The following is a 26178-nucleotide window of genomic DNA, read 5'->3' on the forward strand; positions in this document are numbered from 1 at the left end:
CTGATGACTACGCGTACCCCGCTGATGGCGGGCAACTGGAAGATGAACCTCAACCACCTTGAGGCCATCGCCCACGTCCAGAAGCTCGCCTTCGCCCTGGCGGACAAGGACTACGAGGCCTGCGAGGTCGCCGTCCTGGCGCCCTTCACCGATCTGCGCTCCGTGCAGACCCTGGTCGACGGCGACAAGCTCAAGATCAAGTACGGCGCCCAGGACATCTCGGCGCAGGACTCCGGTGCCTACACCGGCGAGATCTCGGGCCCGATGCTGTCCAAGCTGAAGTGCACCTACGTCGCCGTGGGCCACTCCGAGCGCCGTCAGTACCACAACGAGACCGACGAGATCTGCAACGCCAAGGTGAAGGCCGCGTTCAAGCACGGCCTGACCCCGATCCTCTGCATCGGCGAGGGCCTGGACATCCGCAAGGCGGGCCAGCAGGTCCAGTACACGCTGAACCAGCTCGACGGCGGCCTCAAGGACATCCCGGCCGAGCAGGCCGAGACCATCGTGATCGCGTACGAGCCCGTCTGGGCCATCGGCACCGGCGAGGTCGCGACCCCCGAGGACGCGCAGGAGGTCTGCGGCGCGATCCGCGGCCGCCTCGCCGAGCTGTACTCGCAGGAGCTCGCGGACAAGGTCCGCATCCAGTACGGCGGCTCCGTGAAGGCGAAGAACGTCGCCGACATCATGGCGCAGGCCGACGTGGACGGCGCCCTGGTCGGCGGCGCCGCGCTGGACACGGACGAGTTCGTCAAGATCGTTCGCTTCGGCGACCAGTGAGTATGCGCTAGCGACGTTACGTCGTACCCTGACGGGGGCCGAAGGAAGCCTTCGGCCCCCGTCGTCGATTCAGTTCCGAGGAAGTTGGTCCAGCCGTGGTTATGGGGTTCTCGATCGCCCTGATCGTCTTCAGCGCTCTGATGATGTTGCTGGTGCTGATGCACAAGGGCAAGGGCGGCGGTCTTTCCGACATGTTCGGTGGCGGCATGCAGTCGTCCGTCGGCGGCTCCTCCGTCGCGGAGCGCAACCTCGACCGCATCACGGTCGTGGTCGGTCTGCTGTGGTTCGCGTGCATTGTCGCGCTCGGCCTGCTGATGAAGGCGAACAACTAGCGCCAGCCACTGGTCGCTTGTCCGGTGCGCGCCCGCGTGCGCGGCTTATCATGGGGCTTGCGTCCGGGGGTGGGGTGTAACTCCCAACACTGGACGCGCGTTGGGCCTTACGTAAACTGAGGCGCCCGCAGCAGCACCATCACGCAGGGAGTTACGACCGTGGCAAGTGGCAACGCGATCCGAGGAAGTCGGGTCGGGGCGGGGCCGATGGGCGAGGCCGAGCGCGGTGAGTCCGCGCCGCGACTGCGCATCTCCTTCTGGTGCTCCAACGGGCACGAGACGCAGCCGAGCTTCGCCAGCGACGCGCAGGTCCCCGATACGTGGGACTGTCCCCGCTGCGGCTTTCCGGCAGGTCAGGACCGGGACAACCCGCCGGACCCGCCGCGCACCGAGCCGTACAAGACGCACCTGGCGTACGTACGCGAGCGGCGCAGCGACGCGGACGGGGAGGCGATCCTCGCGGAAGCGCTCGCCAAACTGCGGGGCGAGATCTAGCACTTGAATACGACGTGAGAACCGGCCGGACACCAATTGGTGTCCGGCCGGTTTCTTCGTCCCGTACGTGTGCTGACAGACAGTTTCGGACATCTCATCCCGCTCTCTGATCGATTAGGTTGGAGGGTGCAGCGGGGCAATTGGACGTACGCGCGTACGAAAGAAGGCTGAAGTCCGAGATGAACGCAGAAAGCCGCGCCAGGCTCGATCAGACTCCCGAGTGGACGGCGCTCGCCGGGCACCGTGACCGGCTGGGGGAGGTGCAGCTGCGAGAGCTGTTCGCCGCGGACCCGGCGCGCGGTACGGCGTACACCCTCCAGGTCGGCGACCTGCACATCGACTACTCCAAGCACCTCGTCACCGGCGAGACGCTGACGCTGCTGCGCGAGCTGGCGGCCGCGACCGACGTCTTCGGGCTGCGGGACGCCATGTTCCGCGGCGAGAAGATCAACACCACCGAGAACCGGGCCGTCCTGCACACGGCGCTGCGCGCGCCGCGGGGCAGCGTCGTCGAGGTCGACGGCGAGAACGTGGTGCCCGCCGTGCACGCCGTCCTCGACAAGATGACCGCCTTCTCGGAGAAGGTCCGCTCCGGCGAGTGGACCGGACACACCGGAAAGCGCATCAAGAACGTCGTCAACATCGGCATCGGCGGCTCCGACCTCGGTCCGGCGATGGCGTACGAGACGCTGCGCTCCTTCACGGACCGCGGCCTCACCGTCCGCTTCGTGTCGAACGTGGACGGCGCCGACCTGCACGAGGCCGTGCGGGACCTGGACGCCGCCGAGACGCTCTTCATCATCGCCTCGAAGACGTTCACCACCATCGAGACGATCACCAACGCCACGTCCGCGCGCGACTGGCTGCTCACCGAGCTGAAGGCCGGTCAGGACGCCGTCGCCAAGCACTTCGTGGCCCTGTCGACCAATGCCGAGAAGGTCTCCGACTTCGGCATCGACACGGACAACATGTTCGAGTTCTGGGACTGGGTCGGCGGCCGCTACTCGTACGACTCGGCGATCGGCCTCTCCCTGATGATCGCCATCGGGCCCGACCGCTTCCGCGAGATGCTCGACGGCTTCCACCTCGTCGACGAGCACTTCCGCACGGCGCCCGCGGAGTCCAACGTGCCGCTCCTCATGGGCCTGTTGGGCATCTGGTACGGCAACTTCCACGACGCGCAGTCGCACGCCGTCCTGCCGTACTCGCACTACCTCTCCAAGTTCACCGCCTATCTGCAGCAGCTGGACATGGAGTCCAACGGCAAGTACGTCGGCCGGGACGGCAAGGAGGTCGACTGGCAGACGGGCCCGGTCGTCTGGGGCACGCCCGGCACCAACGGGCAGCACGCCTACTACCAACTCATCCACCAGGGCACGAAGTTGATCCCGGCGGACTTCATCGGCTTCGCCGAGCCCGTCGCCGATCTGCTGCCCGGCCTGGTCGCCCAGCACGACCTGCTGATGGCCAACTTCTTCGCGCAGACCCAGGCGCTGGCGTTCGGCAAGACGCCGGACGAGGTGCGCGCCGAGGGCGTCGCGGAGGAACTGGTCCCGCACAAGACGTTCAAGGGCAACCACCCCACCACGACGATCCTCGCCAAGGAACTGACCCCCTCGGTCCTCGGCCAGCTCATCGCGCTCTACGAGCACAAGGTCTTCGTGCAGGGCGCCGTGTGGAACATCGACTCCTTCGACCAGTGGGGCGTCGAGCTCGGCAAGGTCCTCGCCAAGCGCGTCGAGCCCGCGCTGACCGAGGGCGCCGAGGTGCCGGACCTGGACGGGTCGACCACCGCGCTGGTCGCCAAGTACCGGGACCTGCGCGGGCGTTGAGTCTCACCTGGCGTTAATTGGATGCGGGCGAACCGCCCGGCGGGTGACACTGCTTCGGCTCTGTCACCCGCCGGGAGGGACCCCGTCATGGACCAGCTGCACGCCGCGCTCGCCGACCCCGAGAGACTCAGGCTGTACGCGCGGATAGTCCTCGACGACCTGCCGCCGCGCGAGGCCGACTCGGCCGTCGCCCGCAGGCACCTGGGACGCCTCCTCGCCACCGGGCTCGTGGAGCGGCAGCCCGACGGATCGCTCAGGGCCGACCCGGCCGTCTTCCGGCGCGCGCCGGACCCCGTCGACGCGCACGCCCATCCCACGGTGCCGCGCCGCCTCACCGGCTTCTTCGCGCACGGCCGCCTCACGGCCATCCCGGTGCGCCCCGTCGTGCGCCACGAACTCCTCGTCCACCTCATGGACACCCTCTTCGACGCCGACCGCACCTACAGCGAGGGCGAGATCAACGACGCGTTCCGCACCGTCCACGACGACACGGCGGCGCTGCGGAGGTACTGCGTCACCGACGGCCTCCTCGTCCGCGAGCAGGACGGCAGCAGCTACCGACGCGTCCTCGTGGACGCCTGAGGGCCCCGCACCGGACGGTGCGGGGCCCTCAGGGACGTAACGCGGCAGAGCGTCAGGCGACGGCCGGCGGATACAGCTCCGGGGGGAGCTGGGAGGCCGCCGCGGCGTCCAGGAGCCACAGCGTGCGCGAGCGGCCGTAGGCGCCCGCCGCCGGGGCCTGCACCTCGCCCGCGCCCGACAGGGCGATGGCCGCCGCGTTCGCCTTGTCCTCGCCCGCCGCGAGCAGCCATACCTCGCGGGCCGCCCGGATCGCCGGGAGCGTGAGCGTGACACGGGTCGGCGGGGGCTTCGGCGCGCCGTGCACGCCGACCACCGAGCGCTCCGTCTCGCGCACCGCGGGGAGCTCGGGGAAGAGTGACGCGACGTGCGTGTCCGGGCCGACGCCGAGCATCAGGACGTCGAAGGTCGGCACGGGGCCATGATCCTCCGGGCCCGCGGCCGCGGTGAGTTCGGCGGCGTAGACCTCCGCCGCCGCGTCCACCTCGTACGCGCCGTCCGACGCGGGCATCGGGTGCACCCGGGCCGGGTTGAGGGGCACCGAGTCGAGCAGCGCCTCCTTGGCCTGTGTGTAGTTGCGCTCCGGGTCGCCGTCGGGCAGGAAGCGCTCGTCGCCCCACCACAGGTCCAGACGTGACCAGTCGATCGCGTCCTTCGCGGGGGAGGAGGCCAGCGCCGCCAGCACGCCGTTGCCGTTGCGGCCGCCGGTGAGGACCACCGACGCGTGGCCGCGGGCGGCCTGCGCGTCCACGATCTTCGTGATGAGGCGGGCCGCGGCGGCCTGCGCCATCAGCTCCTTGTCGCGGTGGACGACGAGCTGCGGAGCCGCGGTCACTTCGCCGCCGCCTTCTTCGCCGCGGTCTTCTTGGCGGGGGCCTTCTTCGGCTCCTCCGACGCGGCCGCCTTGGCCTCGGCCTCGTCCTTCGCGTCGTCGGACGGCTTCTCGTCGCGGAGCGAGTCCGTCTGCTCCGCCGGCTCGCCCAGACGGTCCACGCCGTACTTCAGCGCGGACGCGTAGGTGTCGTCCGGGTCCAGGCGGCGCAGCTCCTCGGCGATCAGCTCGGCCGTCTCGCGGCGCTTGAGCGCCACCGCACGGTCGGGCTGCCCCTGGATGGAGAGCGTGGCGAGGGCACCGTCGGCGCGGTCGAGCACGATGGGACCGCAGGTGGTCTCCATGCGTACGCCGGTCAGGCCGGGGCCCGCCGACAGCGTGCGCTGCACGGGGACGTCGAGGCGGTCCGCCAGCCACATGGCGAGCAGCTCGCAGCTCGGGTTGAACTCCTCGCCCTCCACCTGCACCGAGGTGACCTTGCAGGTGACCTGGTCGAGCGCGGCGGCCAGCATGGAGCGCCACGGCGTGATGCGGGTCCAGGACAGGTCCGTGTCGCCGGGGTGGTAGGCCTCGGCGCGCGCGGTCAGCTCGTGGATCGGCTGCTCCGCGGCGTACGTGTCCGTGACGCGGCGCTGGGCCAGGGCGCCGAGCGGGTCCTTGGCGGGGTCCAGCGGGGCGTTCACCGGCCACCAGGCGACCACGGGGGCGTCGGGCAGCAGCAGCGGCAGGACGACGGACTGGGCGTGATTGATGCCCTCGCCGTACAGCCGCAGGATCACCGTCTCGCCGGTGCCCGCGTCCGCGCCGACCCGGACCTCGGCGTCGAGGCGCGAGGTGGTGCGGTCGCGGGGCGAGCGGGCGGCGCGCTTGATGACCACGAGGGTGCGCGAGGGGTGCTCGCGGGACGCCTCGCTGGCCGCCTTCAGCGAGTCGTAGGCGTTCTCCTCGTCGGTGACGATGACGAGGGTGAGCACCATGCCGACGGCCGGGGTGCCGATCGCGCGGCGGCCCTGCACGAGCGCCTTGTTGATCTTGCTGGACGTGGTGTCCGTGAGGTCGATCTTCATGGCCGGCGCCAGCTCCGTCCGTCTCGTGCGAGCATTTCGTCCGCCTCGGCCGGGCCCCAGGTGCCGGACGCGTACTGCGCGGGCTTGCCGTGCTTGTCCCAGTACTGCTCGATCGGGTCGAGGATGTTCCAGGACAGCTCGACCTCCTCCGTGCGCGGGAAGAGGTTGGCGTCGCCGAGCAGGACGTCCAGGATCAGACGCTCGTACGCCTCCGGGCTGGACTCGGTGAAGGACTCGCCGTACGCGAAGTCCATCGAGACGTCCCGGATCTCCATGGAGGTGCCGGGCACCTTCGAGCCGAACCGGACCGTGATGCCCTCGTCGGGCTGGACGCGGATGACGATCGCGTTCTGCCCGAGCTCCTCGGTGGCGGTGTGGTCGAAGGGGGAGTGCGGCGCGCGCTGGAAGACGACCGCGATCTCGGTGACGCGGCGGCCCAGGCGCTTGCCGGTGCGCAGGTAGAAGGGGACGCCCGCCCAGCGGCGGTTGTCCACCTCCAGCTTGATCGCGGCGTAGGTGTCGGTCTTCGACTTGGCGTCGATGCCGTCTTCCTGGAGGTAGCCGACGGCCTTCTCGCCGCCCTGCCAGCCCGCGGAGTACTGGCCGCGCACCGTGTCCCTGCCGAGGTCCTTCGGCAGCCGGACGGCGCCGAGCACCTTGGCCTTCTCCGCGACGAGCGCGTTGGCGTCGAAGGAGGCGGGCTCCTCCATCGCGGTCAGCGCCATCAGCTGGAGCAGGTGGTTCTGGATGACGTCACGGGCGGCGCCGATGCCGTCGTAGTAGCCGGCGCGGCCGCCGATGCCGATGTCCTCGGCCATCGTGATCTGGACGTGGTCCACGTAGGACCGGTTCCAGATCGGCTCGAACATCTGGTTGGCGAAGCGGAGCGCCAGGATGTTCTGGACGGTCTCCTTGCCGAGGTAGTGGTCGATCCGGAACACCTGGTCCGGGGCGAACACCTCGTGCACGATCGCGTTCAGGTCCTGCGCGGACGCCAGGTCGTGGCCGAACGGCTTCTCGATGACGGCACGCCGCCAGGAGCCCTCGGGGGCGTCCGCCAGCTCGTGCTTCTTGAGCTGCTGGACGACCTGGGGGAAGAACTTCGGGGGCACGGAGAGGTAGAAGGCGAAGTTGCCGCCCGTTCCCTGTGCCTTGTCCAGCTCCTGGATGGTGGCCTTGAGCTGCTCGAAGGCGTCGTCGTCGTCGAAGTTGCCCTGGACGAAGCGCATGCCCTGGATGAGCTGCTGCCAGACCTCCTCGCGGAAGGGCGTGCGCGCGTGCTGCTTGACGGCGTCGTGCACCTCCTGCGCGAAGTCCTCGTCCTGCCACTCGCGGCGGGCGAAGCCGATGAGGGAGAAGCCCGGCGGCAACAGGCCTCGGTTGGCGAGGTCGTACACAGCAGGCATCAGCTTTTTACGGGACAAATCGCCCGTGACGCCGAAGATGACCAGGCCCGACGGCCCCGCGATACGCGGGAGCCGTCGGTCTGCGGCGTCACGCAGCGGATTGCTGCTTGACAAGGTGGGTCAGCCCTTCGCGGGAGCGAGGCGCTGGAGCTCGGCCTCAGTCGACTTGAGCAGGTCGTTCCAGGACGCCTCGAACTTCTCGACGCCCTCGTCCTCGAGCAGCTGCACGACATCGTCGTAGCTGATGCCGAGCTTCTCCACCGCGGCGATCTCCGCGCGCGACTGGTCGTACGTGCCCGCGATGGTGTTGCCGGTGATCGATCCGTGGTCGGCCGAGGCCTCCAGGGTCGCCTCCGGCATCGTGTTCACCGTGTTGGGCGCGACGAGGTCGTCGACGTAGAGCGTGTCCTTGTACGCGGGGTCCTTGACGCCGGTCGAGGCCCACAGCGGACGCTGCTTGTTGGCCTGGGCCTTGTCGAGGGCGGCCCAGCGGTCGGAGGAGAAGACCTCCTCGTACGCCTCGTACGCCAGCCGCGCGTTGGCGAGCGCGGCCTTGCCCTTGAGGGACTTGGCCTCGTCCGTGCCGATGCCGTCCAGGCGCTTGTCGATCTCGGTGTCCACGCGGGACACGAAGAAGGACGCCACCGAGTGGATCTTGGACAGGTCCAGGCCGCGCTCCTTGGCCTTCTCCAGGCCGGCGAGGAAGGCGTCCATGACCGCGCGGTAGCGCTCCAGCGAGAAGATCAGCGTGACGTTGACGCTGATGCCGAGGCCGATGACCTCGGTGATCGCCGGGAGGCCCGCCTTGGTGGCCGGGATCTTGATGAGCGTGTTCGGCCGGTCCACCAGCCAGGCCAGCTGCTTGGCCTCGGCGACCGTGGCCGCCGTGTTGTGCGCCAGACGCGGGTCGACCTCGATCGACACGCGGCCGTCCTGGCCGCCCGTCGCGTCGAAGACCGGGCGCAGGATGTCGGCGGCGTCACGGACGTCCGCCGTCGTGATCATGCGAATGGCCTCTTCGACGGTGACCTTGCGGGCGGCGAGGTCGGCGAGCTGCTGCTCGTAGCCGTCGCCCGACGAGATCGCCTTCTGGAAGATCGACGGGTTGGTCGTGACGCCCACGACGTGCTGCTGGTCGATCAGCTCGGCGAGGTTGCCGGACGTGATCCGCTTGCGCGACAGGTCGTCCAGCCAGATCGCGACGCCTTCTTCGGAAAGGCGCTTGAGTGCGTCTGTCATGGAATTACATCTCCTACTTGGTCGTATATGAGCGTCAGCGCTGAGCGGCGGCGATCGATTCCCGCGCCGCCTGGGCCACCGCGTCGGCGGTGAACCCGAACTCGCGGAAGAGCACCTTGGCGTCCGCGGAGGCACCGAAGTGCTCCAGCGAAACGATGCGACCGGCGTCACCGACGAAGCGGTGCCAGGTCAGGCCGATGCCCGCCTCGACCGCCACGCGCGCCTTCACCGACGGCGGGAGCACGCTCTCGCGGTACCCCTGCTCCTGCTCCTCGAACCACTCGACCGACGGCATCGAGACGACTCGCGTCGGGACGCCCGCGGCCTGCAGCTGCTCGCGCGCCTCGACGGCGAGCTGGACCTCGGAGCCGGTGCCGATGAGCACGACCTCGGGCGCTGTGCTCTGCCCGTTGGGCCCTTCGGCCTCGAAGAGGACGTAGCCGCCCTTGGCGGCGTCCTCGTTGCGCTCGTACGTGGGCACACCCTGGCGGGTCAGCGCGAGGCCGTGCGGGGTGCCCTTGCCGAACTCCTTGGTGTAGCGCTTGAGGATCTCGCGCCACGCGATGACGGTCTCGTTCGCGTCGGCCGGGCGCACGACGTTCAGGCCCGGGATGGCGCGCAGCGAGGCCAGGTGCTCGACCGGCTGGTGGGTCGGGCCGTCCTCGCCGAGGCCGATGGAGTCGTGCGTCCACACGTACGTCACCGGCAGGTGCATCAGCGCGGACAGACGCACGGCGTTGCGCATGTAGTCGGAGAACACCAGGAAGGTGCCGCCGTAGATGCGGGTGTTGCCGTGCAGCGCGATGCCGTTCATCTCCGCGGCCATGGAGTGCTCGCGGATGCCGTAGTGGATCGTGCGGCCGTACGGATCGGCCTCCGGCAGCGGGTTGCCCTTCGGCAGGAACGAGGAGTTCTTGTCGATGGTGGTGTTGTTGGAGCCCGCCAGGTCGGCGGAGCCGCCCCACAGCTCGGGGATGACCGCGCCGAGCGCCTGCAGGACCTTGCCGGACGCGGCACGCGTGGCGAGACCCTTGCCGGTCTCGAACTCCGGGAGCTTCTCCTCCCAGCCCTCGGGCAGCTCGCCCGCGGCGATGCGGTCGAACTCGGCCGCGCGCGCGGTGTTCGCGGTGCGCCAGGCGGCGAAGCCCTTCTCCCACTCGGCCTTGGCCTCGCGGCCCCGGTCGAGCGCCTTGCGGGCGTGCGCCAGGACCTCGTCGGAGACCTCGAAGGTCTGCTCCGGGTCGAAGCCGAGGACGCGCTTGGTGGCGGCCACTTCCTCGTCGCCGAGCGCCGAGCCGTGTGCGGCCTCGGTGTTCTGCGCGTTCGGGGCGGGCCAGGCGATGATCGAGCGCATCGCGATGAAGGAGGGGCGCTCGGTCTCGGCCTTGGCGGCCTCGATCGCGGCGTAGAGGGCGGCGGGGTCGAGGTCGCCGTCCGCCTTGGGCGCCACGCGCTGGACGTGCCAGCCGTACGCCTCGTACCGCTTGAGGGTGTCCTCGGAGACCGCGGTCTCGGTGTCGCCCTCGATCGAGATGTGGTTGTCGTCCCACAGCAGGATCAGGTTGCCGAGCTTCTGGTGCCCGGCCAGCGACGAGGCCTCGCCGGAGATGCCCTCCTGGAGGCAGCCGTCACCGGCGATGGCGTAGACGAAGTGGTCGAACGGGGACGAGCCGTCGGCCGCCTCCGGGTCGAACAGGCCGCGCTCGTAGCGGGCGGCCATCGCCATGCCCACGGCGTTGGCAACGCCCTGGCCCAGCGGGCCCGTGGTCGTCTCCACGCCCACCGTGTGGCCGTACTCCGGGTGGCCCGGGGTCTTCGAACCCCAGGTGCGGAAGGCCTTCAGGTCATCCAGCTCCAGGCCGAAGCCGGCCAGGTACAGCTGGATGTAGAGGGTCAGGGACGAGTGGCCCGCAGAGAGGACGAACCGGTCGCGGCCGGTCCACTCGGCGTCCGCCGGGTCGTGGCGCATCACCTTCTGGAAGAGGGTGTACGCGGCGGGCGCGAGGCTCATGGCCGTACCGGGATGGCCGTTGCCGACCTTCTGTACGGAATCCATGGCCAGGACGCGGGCGGTGTCAACGGCCCGCTGGTCCAGTTCGGTCCACTCGAGGTCTGTGGTGGTCGGCTTGGTGCTCACCCTGAGTCAGGGCTCCTCTCCACATGTCGAATGCCGGCGGCGTAGATCCCACCGGCCGATGTCGAGCCTACCGTTGCTAGAACGCTCATTTTTTCGAGTCATTCCAGACTGCAGTGACATGCGAGGATGCGCCTGCCGAAAGGAAAGCGCAGACATTCCGCAAGTGAATACGGGCTCGCTCATATGTCCGCTCAAAAGGCCATAGGTGTCGCCCATTTGTCCGCTCAATGAACGCACGGTTCCGCTCATGTGGCGACCCAAGTCGCCCCGGACGTCGTTCGGCCGGTCGCTCAACACGACCCCACCCCCGCGAAGGGCGAGGTATGGGCAACGTCTACAGTGGCGTGGTACGCGCGGGCCTTTACCGGATCTTCATGTCTGAAGGTGCTGGTCGGCTCGCTGGGATGTCTCTGTCAGGGGTGTGCGTGACGGCCGTTGAATCCCGTCCAGCGGGGGTTTCCGGGACGGACCTTAGCCCGAGCCATCGGCCGTTCGGGGCTCGTGTCAAGGCGTTCGTGGCGCTGACCAAGCCGCGGATCATCGAGCTTCTGCTCATCACCACCGTTCCGGTGATGTTCCTCGCCGAGCAAGGAGTGCCCGACCTGTGGCTGGTCTTCGTGACCTGCCTGGGCGGATACCTCTCCGCGGGGGGCGCGAACGCGCTCAACATGTACATCGACCGCGACATCGACGCGCTGATGGACCGCACGTCGCAGCGGCCGCTGGTGACGGGCATGGTCAGCCCCCGCGAGTGCCTCGCCTTCGGCATCACCCTCGCGGTCGTCTCCACCCTGTTGTTCGGCTTCGCCGTCAACTGGCTCTCCGCCTGGCTCTCGCTCGGCGCGCTGCTCTTCTACGTGGTCGTCTACACGATGATCCTGAAGCGCCGGACCTCGCAGAACATCGTCTGGGGCGGCATCGCGGGCTGTCTGCCGGTGCTCATCGGCTGGTCCTCGGTCACCAACTCGATGTCGTGGGCGCCGATCGTCCTCTTCCTCGTCATGTTCTTCTGGACGCCGCCGCACTACTGGCCGCTCTCCATGAAGGTCAAGGACGACTACGCCCGCGTGGGCGTGCCGATGCTGCCGGTCATCGCCTCCAACAAGGTGGTCGCCCGCCAGATCGTCCTCTACAGCTGGGTCATGGTCGCCGTCTCGCTGCTGCTGCAGCCGCTCGGCTACACCGGCTGGTTCTACACCGCGGTGGCGCTGGTGACCGGCGGCTGGTGGCTGTGGGAGGCGCACGGGCTGCAGAACCGGGCCAAGGCGGAGGTCACGGGCGGCAAGCTCAAGGAGATGCGGCTCTTCCACTGGTCCATCACCTACGTCTCGCTGCTCTTCGTCGCCGTGGCGGTGGACCCCTTCCTGCGCTGACCGTCCACGGTCGAGGGCTCTGCCGACGGGCGGGGCACGTGGTGTTGCACGCCACGTGCCCCGCCCGTCGCCAGTTGATCTACCCGTCGGTAGCATCCTGCTCATGGCAGACACGCAGCAGGTGGACGACAGCAAGCAGGCCGCGAAGGCCGAGCGCCGGGCGGCCCGGCTCGCGAAGGAGATCGGCGCCTTCGCGCGGGCCCACGGCGGGGCCGAGGCGCAGATCGCGTACATCGGGCACGAGGGCACCCGGATCGTCCTCGTCGGCGAGGACGGCGGCTGGGGCGACCTGGTGGCGCCCACCTACGCCGTCGCGCAGAGCGCCGTGGAAAAGGCCGGAATCACCGTCCACGAGGACTTCGCCGGGGAATTCGCCGCCAAGGTGAAGACCGGCCCCTACGAGTGGAAGCGGATGGCCGGCATCCAGATCGGCGGCCCGAGCAACGACTGACGGCCCCCGGCAACTGCTTCCGCCGATAAAGGCCGAAAGCAACACCTGACACCCGGGTCACCCGTTAGGACCGTAGGAGCAAGGTCCACGCATCGGGAGTCCGGATGATCGAAACGCCGTCCCTGGTGGATCAGTACTGCCATGGCGTCCTCCGTACGGAGCTGGGCCTCGGCACCTTCGAGGCCCACCTCGGCCGGGGCGAGGGACCGCCCGCCCCCGGCACCACCTTCTTCGACACCCAGACCGGCTTCGCGGTGCGCCGCTGGTGCCCGCCGCTGCTCGGCATCGAGCCGCACTGCCCGCCGGCCCGCTATCTCGCCCGCCGCCGCGAACTCGGCGTCCTGGAGTCGGGGCGGCGCCTCCTGCGCGGCAGCGGCATCACCACGTACCTCGTCGACACGGGCCTGCCCGGGGACCTGACGGGACCCGGCGAGATGGCCTCCGCCGGTGCCGCCGACGCCCGCGAGATCGTCCGCCTGGAATTACTGGCCGAGCAGGTCGCGGACACCTCGGGCACCGCCGACTCGTTCCTCGCCAACCTCGCCGAGTCCGTGCACGCGGCCGCCGCCGGAGCCGTCGCCTTCACCTCGGTCGCGGGCGAGCGGCATCCGCTCGCCCTCGCCCCGGAGCCGCCGGGGCCCGGCGAGGTGCGGGGCGCGGTGGGGCGCTGGCTCGCGGGGCGGCAGGTGGGCGGCGTGCTCGCCGATCCCGTGCTGCTGCGGCATCTGCTGTGGATCGCGGTGGCCTCGGGCCGCCCGCTGCAGCTGCACGCGGGGGCCGGGGACCCGCAGACGTACTTCGGGGAGTTCGCGCGGGCCACCGCCGGGCTCGGCACCGATCTGGTGCTGCTGCACGGCTATCCGTACCACCGCAGCGCCGCGCACCTCGCGGCCGTCTTCCCGCACGTGTACGCCGATCTCGGCCCCGCACTCGTCCGCACCGGAGCCCGCGCGGCCGCCGTGCTCGCCGAGATCCTCGAACTGGCGCCCTTCGGCAAGCTGCTGTTCTCCAGCGGCGCCCACGGGCTGCCCGAACTGCACGTCGTCGGGGCACACCTGTTCAGGGAGGCACTCGGGAGGGTGCTCGGGACCTGGGTCGCGGAGGGCGCCTGGTCGCTCACCGACGCGCAGCGCGTGGCGGGTCTGATCGCCGCGGGCAACGCGCGGCGGGTGTACGGGCTGCCGGTCGGGTCAGACGGCCGAGAGCCGTGAGTCGTCCGCCTGGGCGGGCAGGTCGGCCGTGGTGAGCGGACGCTCCCGCAGCGAGAGCAGGACGCGCACCACGGCGATCCACACCACGCACGAGCCCAGCATGTGCAGGCCGACCAGGAGCTCCGGCAGGTCCGTGAAGTACTGGACGTAACCGATCGTGCCCTGCGACAGCAGGATCAGGAACAGCTGGCGGGTGCGGACCAGCGGGCCGGGCGGCGCGTCGACCGCCTTCAGGACGAACCACAGGGCGAACGTCAGCGTCACCACGATCCAGGCGAGGACCGCGTGCAGCTTGCTGACCGCCTCCCAGTCGACGCCCATTCGCGGCACGTCGCTGGAGTCGCCCGCGTGCGGCCCGGCGCCCGTCACGACGGTGCCCACCACGATCAGCAGGGCGGCGGCCGCGACCAGGAACCAGACGAGCTGCGCCACGGCCTTGCCGACCAGCGGCCGCGGTTCCGCGTCGCCCTCCTGGGTCCGCTGCCACATGACGACGGCGACCGCGATCAGGGCGGAGGAGAGCAGGAAGTGTGCCGCGACCGTGTACGGGTTCAGGCCGACGAGGACGACGATGCCGCCGAGCACCGCATTGCCCATGACCAGCCAGAACTGCACCCAGCCGAGCCGGACGAGGCTGCGCCGCATCGGCTTCTGCGAGCGGGCCGCGATGATCGCCCAGCCGACGGCCGCGGAGAGCACGTACGCCAGCATGCGGTTGCCGAACTCGATGGCTCCGTGGACGCCCATCTCATGGGTCGCGGTCAGCGAGTCGTCCGTGCACTTGGGCCAGGTCGGGCAGCCGAGGCCCGAGCCGGTCAGTCGGACAGCGCCGCCCGTCACCACGATGAGGACCGTCATGACGAGGGAGATCAGGGCCGCCCGCTGGACGGTCCGCTGGGTGGGGGTCCAGCGCTCGGCGATGAAGGCGAGCGGGTTCCGCACGGCTTGAGCGATGTCGGCTCGGGTCACGTTTGGCACGCGCCCATCGTAGGGGGCCGCTTGTGCACGGCTTCACGAGGGGGACGTATGCGGTGCTTTTGTGACCACGGTTACTCCCAGCGGAAGAACTTCGCCGCCGCGCCGAGCCCGAGCACCGACCACACCGCGAGGATGCCGAGGTCCTTCCACGGCATGCCCGCGCCGTGCTGCAGGACGTCGCGCAGGCCGTCCGAGAGCGCCGAGATGGGGAGCAGTCCGAGGAGCGTCTGAGCCGCGTCGGGGAACTTGTCCAGGGGGACGATCACACCGCCGCCCATCAGGAGCAACAGGAAGACGAGGTTCGCGGCCGCCAGCGTCGCCTCCGCCTTGAGCGTGCCCGCCATCAGCAGGCCGAGCCCGGAGAACGCCGCTGTGCCGAGCACCAGGAGCAGCAGCACGGCGAAGGGGTTGCCGTGCGGCGACCAGCCGAGCGCGAACGCGATGACCGTGACGAGAACGACCTGCAGGACCTCGGTGACCAGCACCGAGAGGGTCTTCGCCGTCATCAGGCCCCAGCGGGGGAGCGGTGAGGCGCCGAGCCGCTTGAGCACGCCGTACCGGCGCTCGAAGCCCGTCGCGATCGCCTGTCCCGTGAACGCCGTCGACATCACGGCCAGCGCGAGGATGCCGGGGGCGAGGAAGTCCACGGCCTCGCCCTTGCCGGTGTCGACGATGTCGACCGCGCTGAAGAGGACGAGCAGCAGCGTCGGGATGATGACCGTCAGGAGCAGCTGCTCGCCGTTGCGCAGCAGCATCTTCGTCTCCAGGGCCGCCTGCGCCGCGATCATGCGAGGGAGCGGGGCGGCGCCCGGCTTCGGCGTGTACGTTCCGGCGGCGCTCATCCGCGCAGCTCCTTGCCTGTGAGCTCCAGGCTGTGCTTTCCCGGGGGACAACCCCCGGGCCCCCGGCCGAAAGACGAGTGGGTGTGCGTCATGAGCGCAACTCCTTGCCGGTGAGCTCGAGGCTGTGCTTTCCCGGGGGACAACCCCCGGGCCCCCGGCCGAAAGACGAGTGGGTCTGCGTCATGAGCGCAACTCCTTGCCGGTGAGCTCGAGAAAAACGTCTTCCAGGGTGTGGCGTTCGACCGAGATGCGGTCCGGCATGACTCCGTGCTGCGCGCACCACGAGGTGACCGTGGCGAGCAGCTGCGGGTCGACCGTGCCGCTCACGCGGTAGGCGCCCGGGGTCAGTTCGGCCGCGGCGGAGTCCGGGGGCAGGGCCTTGAGGAGTGAGCCGACGTCCAGGCCGGGGCGGCCGGTGAAGCGCAGGGTGTTCTCGGCGCCGCCGCGGCAGAGCGTGTCGGGGCTGCCCTGGGCGATGACCTTGCCCGCGTCGACGATCGCGACGTCGTCGGAGAGCTCCTCGGCCTCGTCCATGTGGTGCGTGGTGAGGATGACGGAGACCCCGTCGCGGCGCAGATCGCGCACCAGCTCCCAGGTCGCCCGGCGCGCCTGCGGGTCGAGGCCCGCGGTCGGCTCGTCGAGGAAGACCAGCTCGGGCCTGCCGACCACGGCCATGGCGAGCGCCAGGCGCTGCTGCTGGCCGCCGGAGAGCCGCCGGTAGGTGGTGCGGCCGCAGCTGCCGAGGCCGAGGCGCTCGATGAGCTCGGGGACGTCCAGCGGCCGGGCGTGGAGCTTGGCCACGTGGCGGAGCATCTCGTCGGCGCGGGCGCCGGAGTAGACGCCGCCGGACTGGAGCATCACGCCGACGCGGGGTCGCAGGGCCTCGGCCTGGCGGACCGGGTCGAGGCCGAGGACGCGGACGGTGCCGGAGTCCGGCTTCCGGTAGCCCTCGCAGGTCTCGATCGTGGTGGTCTTGCCCGCGCCGTTGGGGCCGAGGACGGCGGTGATACCGGCCCCTGCCGTCAGGTCGAGACCGTCCACCGCGGTCTTGGGTCCGTACCGCTTGACCAGATTCTCGATCTGGACGACGGGCTCGTTTCGCATGGTGAGCCAGTCTAGGGACGGGCCCGAAGTCCCGGACGCGCGGGGCGGCGGTCCCCTTGCCAGGGACCTTTTCCGTCCTTACGCGCACGAATCGGGACCTAGCGTCGATGCGTGACCAGCATCGCGGAGAACGTCGAGGAGACATCCGAGCAGGCGGCGCACAAGGCGCACGACCTCCGAAGCGCTCCGCGCTACTTCGTCTCGGCGGTGCTCGCGGGCGCGTACATCGGGGTGGGCGAGGTGCTGCTCCTGGTGGCGGTGTCGCCGTTCGTGGCGGCGGGCTCGTCGGCGGTGCGGCTCCTCGAAGGAGCGGTCTTCCCGATCGCGCTGACGATCGTGATGTTCGCGGGAGCCCAGCTCTTCACCAGCAATGTGATGGTGATGCTGATCGGGGCGCTGACGGGGCGCACGGGCGCGCGGGACCTGGTGGGCAGCTGGGGGCTCTCGCTGGCCGGGAACCTCGTCGGCGCCTTCGTCTTCGGCGCCATGGTGCAGGCGTCGGGCGTGACGTCGGCGCCGTCCGCGCGGGCGATGCTCGCCGACATGGTGCGGGGCAAGGAGGCGCTGGACGGCGGTCAGCTCTTCTGGCGTGCGGTGCTCTGCAACTTCCTGGTCTGCCTGGCGATCTGGATGTTCTACCGGGCCGAGGGCGACGGCGCGAAGATCTTCGTGCTGTGGATACCGGTCCTGGTGTTCGTCGCGGTCGGCTTCGAGCACTGCGTGGCGAACATGGCGCTGTTCGCCCTCGCCATCCTGGACGGCGGCGCGGGCTTCGCCGACCTGGGCAGGAACCTGCTGTTCACGGTGGCGGGGAACGTGGTCGGGGGCGGTCTGCTCGTCGCGGGCTCCTACTGGTTCATGGGCCGTCCAGAGCGTGCGGAAGACCTCTAGGGCCTGCCCGGCGGATCAGGCCCTAGGCGGGCGACGCCAGCCACCGCTCGGCGTACGCGACGGCGTCGGCAACCGGGAACAGCCGCGATTCGGCGGCGCCCACGCGGCCTCGTACGACCTCAGTGTCCCGCTCGAAGGCCGCGCCGAGCTCCGCGAAGCGGTCGCTCGGGAACGCGGGTTCCCGCACGGTCGTCCACTGGCGTCCCTGGGGCGTCATGACCGCGAAGGAGTTCTCGGCCTCGGGGCCCGGGATGCGGTACTGGGCCAGGTGGAAGGCGGTGCAGGAGTCGTAGCCCGCGCCGAGCAGCAGGACGCGGGCGCCCGCCTTCTCCAGGTGTGCCAGCGGGCTGCGCTCGCCGAAGCTGGAGGTGCGGGCGTGCCCGGCGGTGATCGTGGCGGCGGCGGGGCCGAGCGCCGCGAAGGACGCGTGCGGGTGGGTGCTGCGCAGGGCGCCCGGCCAGGTGCGCACGGCTTCGGGGACGACGCCGACGCCGAAGGAGGGCGAGGTCAGCGGGTCGTACGCGGGCATCGACGCGCGCAGCACCGGCCACCATTCCTCGGGCACGGGCGGGTTCTGCCACGCCGAGGGCTCGGAGTTGTCACCGGTGTGGGTGGGGACCACCAGCGTGCCGTCGGGGCCGAGTGCGTCGAGGAGCGCCTGGACGAGTGCGACCACACCGCCGCTGACCCAGCCGAGCGAGCTGAGCGAGGTGTGCGCGAGGAGCGTCTCGCCGGGGCGCACGCCGAGCTTCAGGAGCTCGTCCGTGAGCGACTCGCGCGTGCACAAAGGGCCGGTCGGAGGGGGTGTCGGCATGGTCGGGAAGTCTTCCCGAAGAGACTCGGAAGCGCCACCGAATTGATCGATCAGTGATCGTTTCCGCAGGTCAGCTTAGGTATGCCTAAGTGATGCAGCGCACCGTCCGGTGATCGGGGCGCGGGTTGTCAGGCTCTGAGGAATTACGCAACAATGGCGTTGTGAAAAACGTTGGCGAGGCTCCGCAGGAGGAACTCGCGGCAGGGTCGCGCTCGGATCGCTCGACGCGCAACCGTGTCGCGCGGTCCATCCTGGACCACGGCCCGTCCACCGTCGCCGACCTCGCCAAGCGCCTCGGCCTCACCCAGGCGGCCGTCCGCAGGCACCTCGACGCCCTCGCCCACGAGAACGTGGTCGAGCCCCGCGAACAGCGGGTGTACGGCGCCAGGACCCGGGGCCGCCCCGCCAAGGTCTTCGCCCTGACCGACTGCGGGCGCGACGCCTTCGACCAGTCGTACGACAAGCTGGCCGCGGAAGCGCTCCGGTGGATCACCGAGCACCACGGCGAGGGGGCCGTCGTCGACTTCGCCCGGGCGAGGATCGTCGCCCAGGCCGAGACGTACAAGCGGGCGATGGACGCCGCGCCCCCCGAACGGCGCACCGAGGCTCTGGCGAAGGCGTTGACCGCGGACGGGTACGCTGCTACGGCGCGCAGCGCACCGGTCGGCGAACAGCTCTGCCAGCACCACTGCCCGGTCGCCCATGTCGCGGAACAGTTTCCGCAGCTCTGCGAGGCGGAGACGGAGATGTTCTCCGAGCTCCTCGGCACGCATGTGCAGCGCCTCGCCACCATCGCCCACGGAGACGGCGTCTGTACGACGTTCATCCCGCGAAGCGGCGGCAGCGGCAGCAGCAGTACCAAACGGACCACCACACCAGCATCAGCAAGCACGGCCGGGAGGAACCCCGCATGACGCTCCCCACGGAGACTGCCCACCCCGAACTCGAGGGTCTGGGCAACTACGAATACGGCTGGGCCGACTCCGACGCCGCCGGTGCCTCTGCCAAGCGCGGCATCAACGAGGACGTCGTCCGCGACATCTCCGCGAAGAAGAACGAGCCGGAGTGGATGACCAAGCTCCGCCTCAAGGGCCTGCGCCTCTTCGACAAGAAGCCCATGCCGAACTGGGGCTCGGACCTCACGGGCATCGACTTCGACAACATCAAGTACTTCGTGCGCTCCACGGAGAAGCAGGCGGAGTCCTGGGAGGACCTGCCCGAGGACATCAAGAACACGTACGACAAGCTCGGCATCCCCGAGGCGGAGAAGCAGCGCCTCGTCGCCGGTGTCGCGGCCCAGTACGAGTCCGAGGTCGTCTACCACCAGATCCGCGAGGACCTGGAGGAGCAGGGCGTCATCTTCCTGGACACCGACACGGCGCTGAAGGAGCACCCGGAGCTCTTCAAGGAGTACTTCGGAACCGTCATCCCCGTCGGTGACAACAAGTTCGCCTCGCTGAACAGCGCCGTCTGGTCCGGTGGCTCGTTCATCTACGTCCCCAAGGGCGTGCACGTCGAGATCCCGCTCCAGGCCTACTTCCGCATCAACACGGAGAACATGGGTCAGTTCGAGCGGACCCTGATCATCGTGGACGAGGACGCCTACGTTCACTACGTCGAGGGCTGCACCGCGCCGATCTACAAGTCGGACTCGCTGCACTCCGCCGTGGTCGAGATCATCGTGAAGAAGGGCGGCCGCTGCCGCTACACGACGATCCAGAACTGGTCGAACAACGTCTACAACCTGGTCACCAAGCGCGCCGTGGCGTACGAGGGCGCGACCATGGAGTGGATCGACGGCAACATCGGCTCCAAGGTGACGATGAAGTACCCCGCCGTCTACCTCATGGGCGAGCACGCCAAGGGCGAGACCCTGTCCATCGCCTTCGCGGGCGAGGGCCAGCACCAGGACGCCGGCTCCAAGATGGTCCACATGGCACCGAACACGTCCTCCAACATCGTCTCCAAGTCGGTGGCGCGCGGCGGCGGTCGTACGTCGTACCGCGGCCTCGTCGAGATCGGTGAGGGTGCCGCCGGATCGAAGTCGAACGTGCTGTGCGACGCGCTGCTCGTCGACACGATCTCGCGGTCGGACACCTACCCCTACGTCGACGTCCGCGAGGACGACGTCTCCATGGGCCACGAGGCCACCGTCTCCAAGGTCTCCGACGACCAGCTCTTCTACCTGATGAGCCGCGGCATGACGGAGTTCGAGGCCATGGCGATGATCGTGCGCGGCTTCGTCGAGCCGATCGCCAAGGAGCTGCCCATGGAGTACGCCCTGGAGCTGAACCGGCTGATCGAGCTGCAGATGGAGGGTTCGGTCGGTTAACACCGGCCGGTCCCGGCCGGTCGAGCGCCGGCCGGGCCTCCGCAGCTACTGACTTCTTTACGCAGAGAGAGAGCACGACGACAGCCATGGCTGAGGCTCAGAACATCCCGGTGGGATCGACCACCGCAGGATCGATCGCGGTGGCCGCCGAGTCCACCGTCGCGACCCGCATGAGCGCGCCCCCGTCCTTCGACGTGGACAGCTTCCCGGTGCCGCACGGCCGCGAGGAGGAGTGGCGGTTCACGCCGCTGGAGCGCCTGCGCGGGCTGCACGACGGCACCGCGGTCGCCGACGGCGGCATCCGCGTCGAGGTGAGTGCCCCCGAGGGCGTCACCCAGGAGACCGTCGGCCGGGACGACGCGCGCGTCGGCAAGGCGGGCAAGCCCGTCGACCGCATCGCCGCGCAGGCCTACTCGTCCTTCGAGAAGGCCTCGATCGTGACCGTCCCCAAGGAGACGGTGCTCACCGAGCCGATCCGCATCGCCGTGCACGGCGAGGGCGGCACCGCCTTCGCGCACCAGGTCATCGAGCTCGGCGCGTTCGCCGAGGCCCTGGTCGTCATCGACCACACCGGTGACGCCGTGCTCGCCGCCAACGTCGACTTCGTCGTCGGCGACGGCGCCAAGCTCACCGTCGTCTCCGTCCAGGACTGGGACGACAAGGCGGTGCACGTCGCCCAGCACAACGCGCTGGTCGGCCGCGACGCCTCCTTCAAGTCCGTGGTCGTCACCTTCGGCGGCGACCTGGTCCGCCTGCACCCGCGCGTCAACTACGCGGGCACCGGCGGCGAGGCCGAGCTCTTCGGCCTCTACATCACCGACGCCGGCCAGCACCAGGAGCACCGCCTCCTGGTCGACCACAACACCCCGCACTGCAAGTCCAACGTCGTCTACAAGGGCGCGCTCCAGGGCGACGACGCGCACGCGGTGTGGATCGGCGACGTCCTCATCGAGGCCGCCGCCGAGGGCACGGACACGTACGAGATGAACCGCAACCTCGTGCTGACCGATGGCGCCCGGGTCGACTCGGTGCCGAACCTCGAGATCGAGACCGGCGAGATCGTCGGCGCGGGCCACGCCTCGGCGACCGGCCGCTTCGACGACGAGCAGCTCTTCTACCTGCAGTCGCGCGGCATCCCGGAGGAGGAGGCCCGCCGCCTCGTCGTCCGTGGCTTCTTCGCCGAGCTGGTCCAGCAGATCGGCCTGCCCGACGTCGAGGAGCGCCTCATCGCGAAGATCGAAGAGGAGCTGGAGGCGACCGTCGCATGAGCCTCGACCAAGCCCGCTTCGTTCGGGCCTGCGGACTGAGCGAGCTGGAGGAGGACACCCCGAAGCGGGTGGAACTCGACGGCACGCCGGTCTCGGTCGTCCACACCGAGGGCGAGGTGTACGCGATTCACGACATCTGCTCGCACGCGAACGTCTCCCTCTCCGAGGGCGAGGTGGAGGACTGTCAGATCGAGTGCTGGCTGCACGGCTCCAGCTTCGACCTCCGCACCGGCAAGCCGTCCGGCCTTCCCGCGACGCGCCCCGTCCCCGTATACCCCGTAAAGATCGAAGGGGGCGATGTACTCGTTGACGTACACGCCTCCCTTTCCCAGGAGTCCTGAGGCACCCATGGCAACGCTTGAAATCAAGGACCTGCACGTCACCGTCGAGGCCGACAACGCCACGAAGGAGATCCTCAAGGGCGTCGACCTGACCGTGAAGCAGGGCGAGACCCACGCCATCATGGGCCCGAACGGCTCCGGCAAGTCGACGCTCGCCTACTCGGTCGCGGGTCACCCCAAGTACACGATCACCCAGGGCAGCGTGACCCTCGACGGCGAGGACGTCCTGGAGATGTCCGTCGACGAGCGCGCCCGCGCCGGCATGTTCCTGGCCATGCAGTACCCGGTCGAGGTCCCCGGCGTCTCGGTCTCCAACTTCCTGCGCACGTCGGCGACGGCGATCCGCGGCGAGGCCCCCAAGCTGCGCACCTGGGTGAAGGAGGTCAAGTCCGCGATGGAGCAGCTCCAGATGGACCCGGCCTTCGCCGAGCGCAACGTGAACGAGGGCTTCTCCGGCGGTGAGAAGAAGCGCCACGAGATCCTGCAGATGGAGCTCCTCAAGCCGAAGATCGCGATCCTCGACGAGACGGACTCCGGTCTGGACGTCGACGCGCTGCGCCAGGTCTCGGACGGCGTCAACCGCGTCCGCGAGACGGGCGAGGTCGGCACCCTCCTCATCACGCACTACACGCGCATCCTGCGCTACATCAAGCCCGACTTCGTGCACGTCTTCGCGAACGGCCGCATCGCCGAGTCCGGCGGCGCCGAGCTCGCCGACAAGCTGGAGGCCGAGGGCTACGAGGCCTACACGAAGGGTGGCGCATCCGCGTGACACAGCTGCCGGGCCTCCTCGACACCGAGGCGATCCGCAAGGACTTCCCGATCCTGGATCGCACGATCCACGACGGCAAGAAGCTCGTGTACCTGGACAACGCGGCGACCTCGCAGACCCCGCGCCAGGTCCTCGACGTACTGAACGAGTACTACGAGCAGCACAACGCCAACGTTCACCGCGGCGTGCACGTCCTCGCCGAGGAGGCCACGGCGCTGTACGAGGGCGCCCGTGACAAGGTCGCGGAGTTCATCAACGCGCCCAGCCGCGACGAGGTGATCTTCACCAAGAACGCCTCGGAGTCGCTGAACCTCGTGGCCAACATGCTGGGCTGGGCCGACGAGCCCTACCGCGTGGACCACGAGACCGAGATCGTCATCACGGAGATGGAGCACCACTCCAACATCGTGCCGTGGCAGCTGCTCTCGCAGCGCACGGGTGCGAAGCTGAAGTGGTTCGGCCTGACCGACGACGGCCGTCTCGACCTCTCGAACATCGACGAGGTCATCACGGAGAAGACGAAGATCGTCTCCTTCGTCCTGGTCTCGAACATCCTGGGCACGCACAACCCGGTCGAGGCCATCGTGCGCCGCGCCCAGGAGGTCGGCGCGCTCGTCCTGATCGACGCCTCACAGGCCGCTCCGCACATGCCGCTCGACGTGCAGGCGCTGCAGGCCGACTTCGTGGCCTTCACCGGCCACAAGATGTGCGGCCCGACGGGCATCGGCGTGCTGTGGGGCCGCCAGGAGCTCCTGGAGGACCTGCCCCCGTTCCTCGGCGGCGGCGAGATGATCGAGACCGTGTCGATGAACTCGTCGACGTACGCGCCCGCGCCGCACAAGTTCGAGGCCGGCACGCCGCCGGTCTCCCAGGCCGTGGGCCTGGGCGCGGCCGTGGACTATCTGTCGGCCATCGGCATGGACAAGATCGCCGCGCACGAGCACGCGATCACCGAGTACGCGGTCAAGCGCCTCCTCGAAGTCCCGGACCTGCGCATCATCGGTCCGACGACGGCGGAGGAGCGCGGCGCCGCGATCTCCTTCACGCTCGGCGACATCCACCCGCACGACGTGGGCCAGGTCCTCGACGAGCAGGGCATCGCGGTGCGCGTGGGTCACCACTGCGCGCGTCCCGTCTGCCTGCGGTACGGAATTCCTGCGACCACGCGAGCGTCGTTCTATCTGTACTCCACGCCCGGCGAGATCGACGCTCTCGTCGACGGCCTGGAGCACGTACGGAACTTCTTCGGCTGAGGGGCTGGCTGGGAACGTGAAGCTGGATTCGATGTACCAGGAAGTCATCCTGGACCACTACAAGCACCCGCACGGGCGTGGTCTGCGCGATGGCGACGCCGAGGTGCACCACGTCAACCCGACGTGCGGCGACGAGATCACGCTGCGCGTGAAGTACGACGGGTCGACGATCGCCGACGTGTCGTACGAGGGCCAGGGCTGCTCCATCAGCCAGGCCAGCGCGTCCGTCCTGAACGACCTGCTGGTCGGCAAGGAGCTCGCCGAGGCGCAGCGGATCCAGGAGGTGTTCCTGGAGCTGATGCAGTCCAAGGGCAAGCTGGAGCCGGACGACGCGATGGAGGAGGTCCTGGAGGACGCGGTCGCGTTCGCCGGGGTCTCCAAGTACCCGGCGCGCGTGAAGTGTGCTCTGCTGAGCTGGATGGCGTGGAAGGACGCGACGGCCCAGGCGCTGGGCACCGATGCCGACGTCGCTGAGAGGAAGACCGCATGAGCGAGAACGAGACCCTGACCACGAAGCCCGCTTCCGAGGAAGAGGTCCGCGAGGCGCTGTACGACGTCGTCGACCCCGAGCTGGGCATCGACGTCGTCAACCTCGGCCTGATTTACGGCGTGCACATCGACGACGCGAACATCGCCACGATCGACATGACGCTGACGTCCGCGGCCTGCCCGCTGACCGACGTCATCGAGGACCAGGCGAAGTCCGCGACGGAGGGCATCGTCAACGAGCTCCGGATCAACTGGGTCTGGATGCCGCCGTGGGGCCCCGACAAGATCACGGACGATGGCCGTGAGCAGCTTCGGGCGCTCGGGTTCAACGTCTGAGACGGTCTGGGACCGCACTGCTTCGAAGCCCCCCGGAGGATTCTCCGGGGGGCTTCGTCGTGCTCGCTCACGCCGCCGAGTGGAGGGAGTGCGCCAGGCCCTCCCTGCGGATGCGGCGGTCGATGTAGAGCAGGGCCGTCACCAGGGGCAGGAAGACCGTGGCGATCAGCTGGGTGAGCAGGGTGCCGAGCAGGGCGAGGATCGCGTACAGGCCGAACTGGGAGCGCAGTTGGTCGAAGAGGATCTCGGAGGTGTCGCTGTCGGGGGTCACCGCGGGGGGATCCGGGGCGGCGAACTGCAGGGGGATCCGGAACGCGAGGGACACGATCCCGACGATGGCTCCGGCGAGCAACGAGATGCCGAACGTGCGCCACCACGCGCCGCGCACGAGGCGGGCGGAGCGGCGCAGTGCGGTGAGGGGGCCCGCCGATTCGAGGACGGCGGCCGCGGGGGCGAAGGCGAAGGTGACGTACAGCCAGGCCGCCAGCGGCAGCACCAGGAGGAAGAGCAGGAAGAACAGGCCGAAGGGGAGCGTCGAGTCGGTCAGGACCGTGACGAAGAAGGCGACGAAGAGCAGGACGAACGCCGCGAGCGGGAGCACCAGGACCAGGGCGAGCAGCAGCGTCACGGCCGACACGGCCGGAGTGCGGGCCCAGGCCCTGCGCCACACGGCGCGGAAGGTCGTGGGGCGGCCGAGCACCGCCTCGTGCAGCGTCGCGGCGCAGGCCGCCTGGACGAAGGAGTTGATGGCGAGGCTCGCGAGCATGCCCGTCGCCCAGACCGTGCCGAAGGCGATGAGGAGGGGGCGGCCGTGCTCCCACGAGAAGGTGGCGCCCGGCTCGTACATGGCCCGGAAGTCGTCGCGGGTGGCGGCGTACGCGAGCAGGAGCGCGCCCGTCATCACCGCGGCGAGCAGGCCGTACGCCGCGGCGGCGGTGCCGAACAGCGGCTTGGCGTAGCGCCGCATGGTGGCGAAGGCGCCGCCGAGGACGTGGTCGACGCCGAGTGGGGCGAGGGGGATGAC

General features: G+C 69.6%; 27 protein-coding genes. 17 read left to right on the forward strand and 10 right to left on the reverse strand.

Annotated features, from left to right (window positions below; genetic code table 11):
- Window positions 1–3 precede the first annotated feature (3 nt).
- The 5 genes from tpiA to AOK03_RS45210 all read left to right on the forward strand — a co-directional run bounded on the left by tpiA (window position 4) and on the right by AOK03_RS45210 (window position 4021).
- The gene (gene tpiA / locus AOK03_RS20585; RefSeq protein WP_055566783.1) at window positions 4–780 is read left to right on the forward strand and encodes a triose-phosphate isomerase; all 777 of its coding nucleotides are present in this window, start codon (window positions 4–6) and stop codon (window positions 778–780) included.
- Window positions 781–881: 101 nt separating this feature from the next.
- Window positions 882–1112, forward strand: a complete 231-nt coding sequence (gene secG / locus AOK03_RS20590) for a preprotein translocase subunit SecG (RefSeq protein WP_030784160.1) — start codon at window positions 882–884, stop codon at window positions 1110–1112.
- Window positions 1113–1271: 159 nt separating this feature from the next.
- The gene (locus tag AOK03_RS20595; RefSeq protein WP_003957010.1) at window positions 1272–1607 is read left to right on the forward strand and encodes an RNA polymerase-binding protein RbpA; all 336 of its coding nucleotides are present in this window, start codon (window positions 1272–1274) and stop codon (window positions 1605–1607) included.
- A gap of 179 nt (window positions 1608–1786) precedes the next feature.
- Window positions 1787–3439 carry a glucose-6-phosphate isomerase gene (gene pgi / locus AOK03_RS20600; RefSeq protein ID WP_055566784.1) on the forward strand — a complete coding sequence of 551 codons (1653 nt, stop codon included), beginning with the start codon at window positions 1787–1789 and terminating at the stop codon, window positions 3437–3439.
- Window positions 3440–3526: 87 nt separating this feature from the next.
- Complete coding sequence (locus tag AOK03_RS45210) at window positions 3527–4021, forward strand: DUF2087 domain-containing protein (RefSeq protein WP_107098045.1); 495 nt, start codon at window positions 3527–3529, stop codon at window positions 4019–4021.
- Between the two features lie 52 nt (window positions 4022–4073).
- Here the strand turns inward: AOK03_RS45210 and pgl are convergent, their stop codons facing one another.
- Genes pgl through tkt form a run of 5 tightly spaced genes read right to left on the reverse strand, consistent with a single transcriptional unit; the run spans window position 4074 to window position 10699 of the window.
- Window positions 4074–4853 carry a 6-phosphogluconolactonase gene (gene pgl / locus AOK03_RS20610; protein ID WP_055566785.1) on the reverse strand — a complete coding sequence of 260 codons (780 nt, stop codon included), beginning with the start codon at window positions 4851–4853 and terminating at the stop codon, window positions 4074–4076.
- The gene (gene opcA, locus AOK03_RS20615; RefSeq protein ID WP_055566786.1) at window positions 4850–5917 is read right to left on the reverse strand and encodes a glucose-6-phosphate dehydrogenase assembly protein OpcA; all 1068 of its coding nucleotides are present in this window, start codon (window positions 5915–5917) and stop codon (window positions 4850–4852) included. Before opcA ends, pgl begins: the two co-directional genes overlap by 4 nt.
- Window positions 5914–7437 carry a glucose-6-phosphate dehydrogenase gene (zwf, locus tag AOK03_RS41955; RefSeq protein ID WP_055566787.1) on the reverse strand — a complete coding sequence of 508 codons (1524 nt, stop codon included), beginning with the start codon at window positions 7435–7437 and terminating at the stop codon, window positions 5914–5916. Before zwf ends, opcA begins: the two co-directional genes overlap by 4 nt.
- A 6-nt stretch (window positions 7438–7443) precedes the next feature.
- A complete protein-coding gene (gene tal / locus AOK03_RS41960) occupies window positions 7444–8562 on the reverse strand; it encodes a transaldolase (protein ID WP_055566788.1) in 1119 nt (372 codons plus the stop codon).
- Window positions 8563–8596: 34 nt separating this feature from the next.
- Window positions 8597–10699, reverse strand: a complete 2103-nt coding sequence (tkt, locus tag AOK03_RS20630; protein ID WP_055566789.1) for a transketolase — start codon at window positions 10697–10699, stop codon at window positions 8597–8599.
- Between the two features lie 419 nt (window positions 10700–11118).
- Here tkt and AOK03_RS20635 point away from each other — a divergent pair, with 419 nt between their 5' ends.
- From AOK03_RS20635 to AOK03_RS20645, 3 genes are all read left to right on the forward strand, one after another.
- Window positions 11119–12072: a heme o synthase gene (locus tag AOK03_RS20635; RefSeq protein ID WP_079074854.1), complete on the forward strand. Its 954-nt coding sequence runs from the start codon at window positions 11119–11121 to the stop codon at window positions 12070–12072.
- A gap of 103 nt (window positions 12073–12175) precedes the next feature.
- The gene (locus tag AOK03_RS20640) at window positions 12176–12523 is read left to right on the forward strand and encodes a hypothetical protein (RefSeq protein ID WP_055566791.1); all 348 of its coding nucleotides are present in this window, start codon (window positions 12176–12178) and stop codon (window positions 12521–12523) included.
- 104 nt (window positions 12524–12627) lie between these two features.
- Entirely contained in the window at window positions 12628–13734 is a 1107-nt protein-coding gene (locus AOK03_RS20645; RefSeq protein WP_055566792.1) for an amidohydrolase family protein, read from the forward strand.
- On the opposite strand, the gene AOK03_RS20650 is transcribed toward AOK03_RS20645, so the two are convergent.
- The 3 genes from AOK03_RS20650 to AOK03_RS20660 form a co-directional block, all read right to left on the reverse strand.
- Window positions 13714–14703, reverse strand: coding sequence for a COX15/CtaA family protein (locus AOK03_RS20650; RefSeq protein ID WP_055566793.1), 990 nt, complete (start codon window positions 14701–14703; stop codon window positions 13714–13716). The two genes, AOK03_RS20645 and AOK03_RS20650, sit on opposite strands and share 21 nt — an antisense overlap.
- Before the next feature lie 80 nt (window positions 14704–14783).
- A complete protein-coding gene (locus AOK03_RS20655; RefSeq protein ID WP_055566794.1) occupies window positions 14784–15554 on the reverse strand; it encodes an ABC transporter permease in 771 nt (256 codons plus the stop codon).
- Window positions 15555–15734: 180 nt separating this feature from the next.
- Complete coding sequence (locus AOK03_RS20660; protein ID WP_055566795.1) at window positions 15735–16658, reverse strand: ABC transporter ATP-binding protein; 924 nt, start codon at window positions 16656–16658, stop codon at window positions 15735–15737.
- 111 nt (window positions 16659–16769) lie between these two features.
- Between AOK03_RS20660 and AOK03_RS20665 the strand changes: the two genes are divergently transcribed.
- Window positions 16770–17549 carry a formate/nitrite transporter family protein gene (locus AOK03_RS20665; protein ID WP_055566796.1) on the forward strand — a complete coding sequence of 260 codons (780 nt, stop codon included), beginning with the start codon at window positions 16770–16772 and terminating at the stop codon, window positions 17547–17549.
- 22 nt (window positions 17550–17571) lie between these two features.
- On the opposite strand, the gene AOK03_RS20670 is transcribed toward AOK03_RS20665, so the two are convergent.
- Window positions 17572–18363, reverse strand: a complete 792-nt coding sequence (locus AOK03_RS20670) for an AAC(3) family N-acetyltransferase (RefSeq protein WP_055566797.1) — start codon at window positions 18361–18363, stop codon at window positions 17572–17574.
- Between the two features lie 161 nt (window positions 18364–18524).
- Between AOK03_RS20670 and AOK03_RS20675 the strand changes: the two genes are divergently transcribed.
- The 8 genes from AOK03_RS20675 (at window position 18525) to AOK03_RS20710 (ending at window position 25154) form a co-directional block, all read left to right on the forward strand.
- A complete protein-coding gene (locus AOK03_RS20675; protein WP_055566798.1) occupies window positions 18525–19277 on the forward strand; it encodes a helix-turn-helix transcriptional regulator in 753 nt (250 codons plus the stop codon).
- Window positions 19274–20695: a Fe-S cluster assembly protein SufB gene (gene sufB, locus AOK03_RS20680; protein ID WP_055566799.1), complete on the forward strand. Its 1422-nt coding sequence runs from the start codon at window positions 19274–19276 to the stop codon at window positions 20693–20695. Before AOK03_RS20675 ends, sufB begins: the two co-directional genes overlap by 4 nt.
- A gap of 86 nt (window positions 20696–20781) precedes the next feature.
- Window positions 20782–21963 carry a Fe-S cluster assembly protein SufD gene (gene sufD / locus AOK03_RS20685; RefSeq protein ID WP_055566800.1) on the forward strand — a complete coding sequence of 394 codons (1182 nt, stop codon included), beginning with the start codon at window positions 20782–20784 and terminating at the stop codon, window positions 21961–21963.
- Window positions 21960–22304, forward strand: a complete 345-nt coding sequence (locus AOK03_RS20690) for a bifunctional 3-phenylpropionate/cinnamic acid dioxygenase ferredoxin subunit (protein ID WP_055566801.1) — start codon at window positions 21960–21962, stop codon at window positions 22302–22304. The genes sufD and AOK03_RS20690 overlap by 4 nt, the downstream gene beginning before the upstream one ends.
- 7 nt (window positions 22305–22311) lie before the next feature.
- Complete coding sequence (sufC, locus tag AOK03_RS20695) at window positions 22312–23076, forward strand: Fe-S cluster assembly ATPase SufC (RefSeq protein ID WP_055566802.1); 765 nt, start codon at window positions 22312–22314, stop codon at window positions 23074–23076.
- Window positions 23073–24329 carry a cysteine desulfurase gene (locus tag AOK03_RS20700; RefSeq protein WP_055566803.1) on the forward strand — a complete coding sequence of 419 codons (1257 nt, stop codon included), beginning with the start codon at window positions 23073–23075 and terminating at the stop codon, window positions 24327–24329. Before sufC ends, AOK03_RS20700 begins: the two co-directional genes overlap by 4 nt.
- 16 nt (window positions 24330–24345) lie before the next feature.
- The gene (sufU, locus tag AOK03_RS20705) at window positions 24346–24819 is read left to right on the forward strand and encodes a Fe-S cluster assembly sulfur transfer protein SufU (RefSeq protein ID WP_055566804.1); all 474 of its coding nucleotides are present in this window, start codon (window positions 24346–24348) and stop codon (window positions 24817–24819) included.
- Window positions 24816–25154 carry a metal-sulfur cluster assembly factor gene (locus AOK03_RS20710; RefSeq protein ID WP_030358830.1) on the forward strand — a complete coding sequence of 113 codons (339 nt, stop codon included), beginning with the start codon at window positions 24816–24818 and terminating at the stop codon, window positions 25152–25154. Before sufU ends, AOK03_RS20710 begins: the two co-directional genes overlap by 4 nt.
- A 67-nt stretch (window positions 25155–25221) precedes the next feature.
- On the opposite strand, the gene AOK03_RS20715 is transcribed toward AOK03_RS20710, so the two are convergent.
- A partial coding sequence (locus tag AOK03_RS20715; protein ID WP_079074855.1) for a DUF7847 domain-containing protein occupies window positions 25222–26178 on the reverse strand: 957 nt, incomplete at its 5' end.

Origin of the sequence: Streptomyces atriruber, from assembly GCF_001418325.1 — a bacterium.
Taxonomy (GTDB): domain Bacteria; phylum Actinomycetota; class Actinomycetes; order Streptomycetales; family Streptomycetaceae; genus Streptomyces; species Streptomyces atriruber.

What these genes read in the sequence shown, in the direction of transcription:
- opcA (WP_055566786.1), bottom strand. Translation starts at nt 5,917, where the DNA reads ATGAAGATCGACCTCACGGACACCACGTCCAGCAAGATCAACAAGGCG.
- AOK03_RS20670 (WP_055566797.1), bottom strand. Translation starts at nt 18,363, where the DNA reads ATGCCGACACCCCCTCCGACCGGCCCTTTGTGCACGCGCGAGTCGCTC.
- sufB (WP_055566799.1), top strand. Translation starts at nt 19,274, where the DNA reads ATGACGCTCCCCACGGAGACTGCCCACCCCGAACTCGAGGGTCTGGGC.
- secG (WP_030784160.1), top strand. Translation starts at nt 882, where the DNA reads ATGGGGTTCTCGATCGCCCTGATCGTCTTCAGCGCTCTGATGATGTTG.
- AOK03_RS20710 (WP_030358830.1), top strand. Translation starts at nt 24,816, where the DNA reads ATGAGCGAGAACGAGACCCTGACCACGAAGCCCGCTTCCGAGGAAGAG.
- AOK03_RS20690 (WP_055566801.1), top strand. Translation starts at nt 21,960, where the DNA reads ATGAGCCTCGACCAAGCCCGCTTCGTTCGGGCCTGCGGACTGAGCGAG.
- AOK03_RS20660 (WP_055566795.1), bottom strand. Translation starts at nt 16,658, where the DNA reads ATGCGAAACGAGCCCGTCGTCCAGATCGAGAATCTGGTCAAGCGGTAC.
- AOK03_RS20640 (WP_055566791.1), top strand. Translation starts at nt 12,176, where the DNA reads ATGGCAGACACGCAGCAGGTGGACGACAGCAAGCAGGCCGCGAAGGCC.
- AOK03_RS45210 (WP_107098045.1), top strand. Translation starts at nt 3,527, where the DNA reads ATGGACCAGCTGCACGCCGCGCTCGCCGACCCCGAGAGACTCAGGCTG.
- sufC (WP_055566802.1), top strand. Translation starts at nt 22,312, where the DNA reads ATGGCAACGCTTGAAATCAAGGACCTGCACGTCACCGTCGAGGCCGAC.
- AOK03_RS20655 (WP_055566794.1), bottom strand. Translation starts at nt 15,554, where the DNA reads ATGAGCGCCGCCGGAACGTACACGCCGAAGCCGGGCGCCGCCCCGCTC.
- tal (WP_055566788.1), bottom strand. Translation starts at nt 8,562, where the DNA reads ATGACAGACGCACTCAAGCGCCTTTCCGAAGAAGGCGTCGCGATCTGG.
- AOK03_RS20645 (WP_055566792.1), top strand. Translation starts at nt 12,628, where the DNA reads ATGATCGAAACGCCGTCCCTGGTGGATCAGTACTGCCATGGCGTCCTC.
- sufD (WP_055566800.1), top strand. Translation starts at nt 20,782, where the DNA reads ATGGCTGAGGCTCAGAACATCCCGGTGGGATCGACCACCGCAGGATCG.
- pgi (WP_055566784.1), top strand. Translation starts at nt 1,787, where the DNA reads ATGAACGCAGAAAGCCGCGCCAGGCTCGATCAGACTCCCGAGTGGACG.
- tpiA (WP_055566783.1), top strand. Translation starts at nt 4, where the DNA reads ATGACTACGCGTACCCCGCTGATGGCGGGCAACTGGAAGATGAACCTC.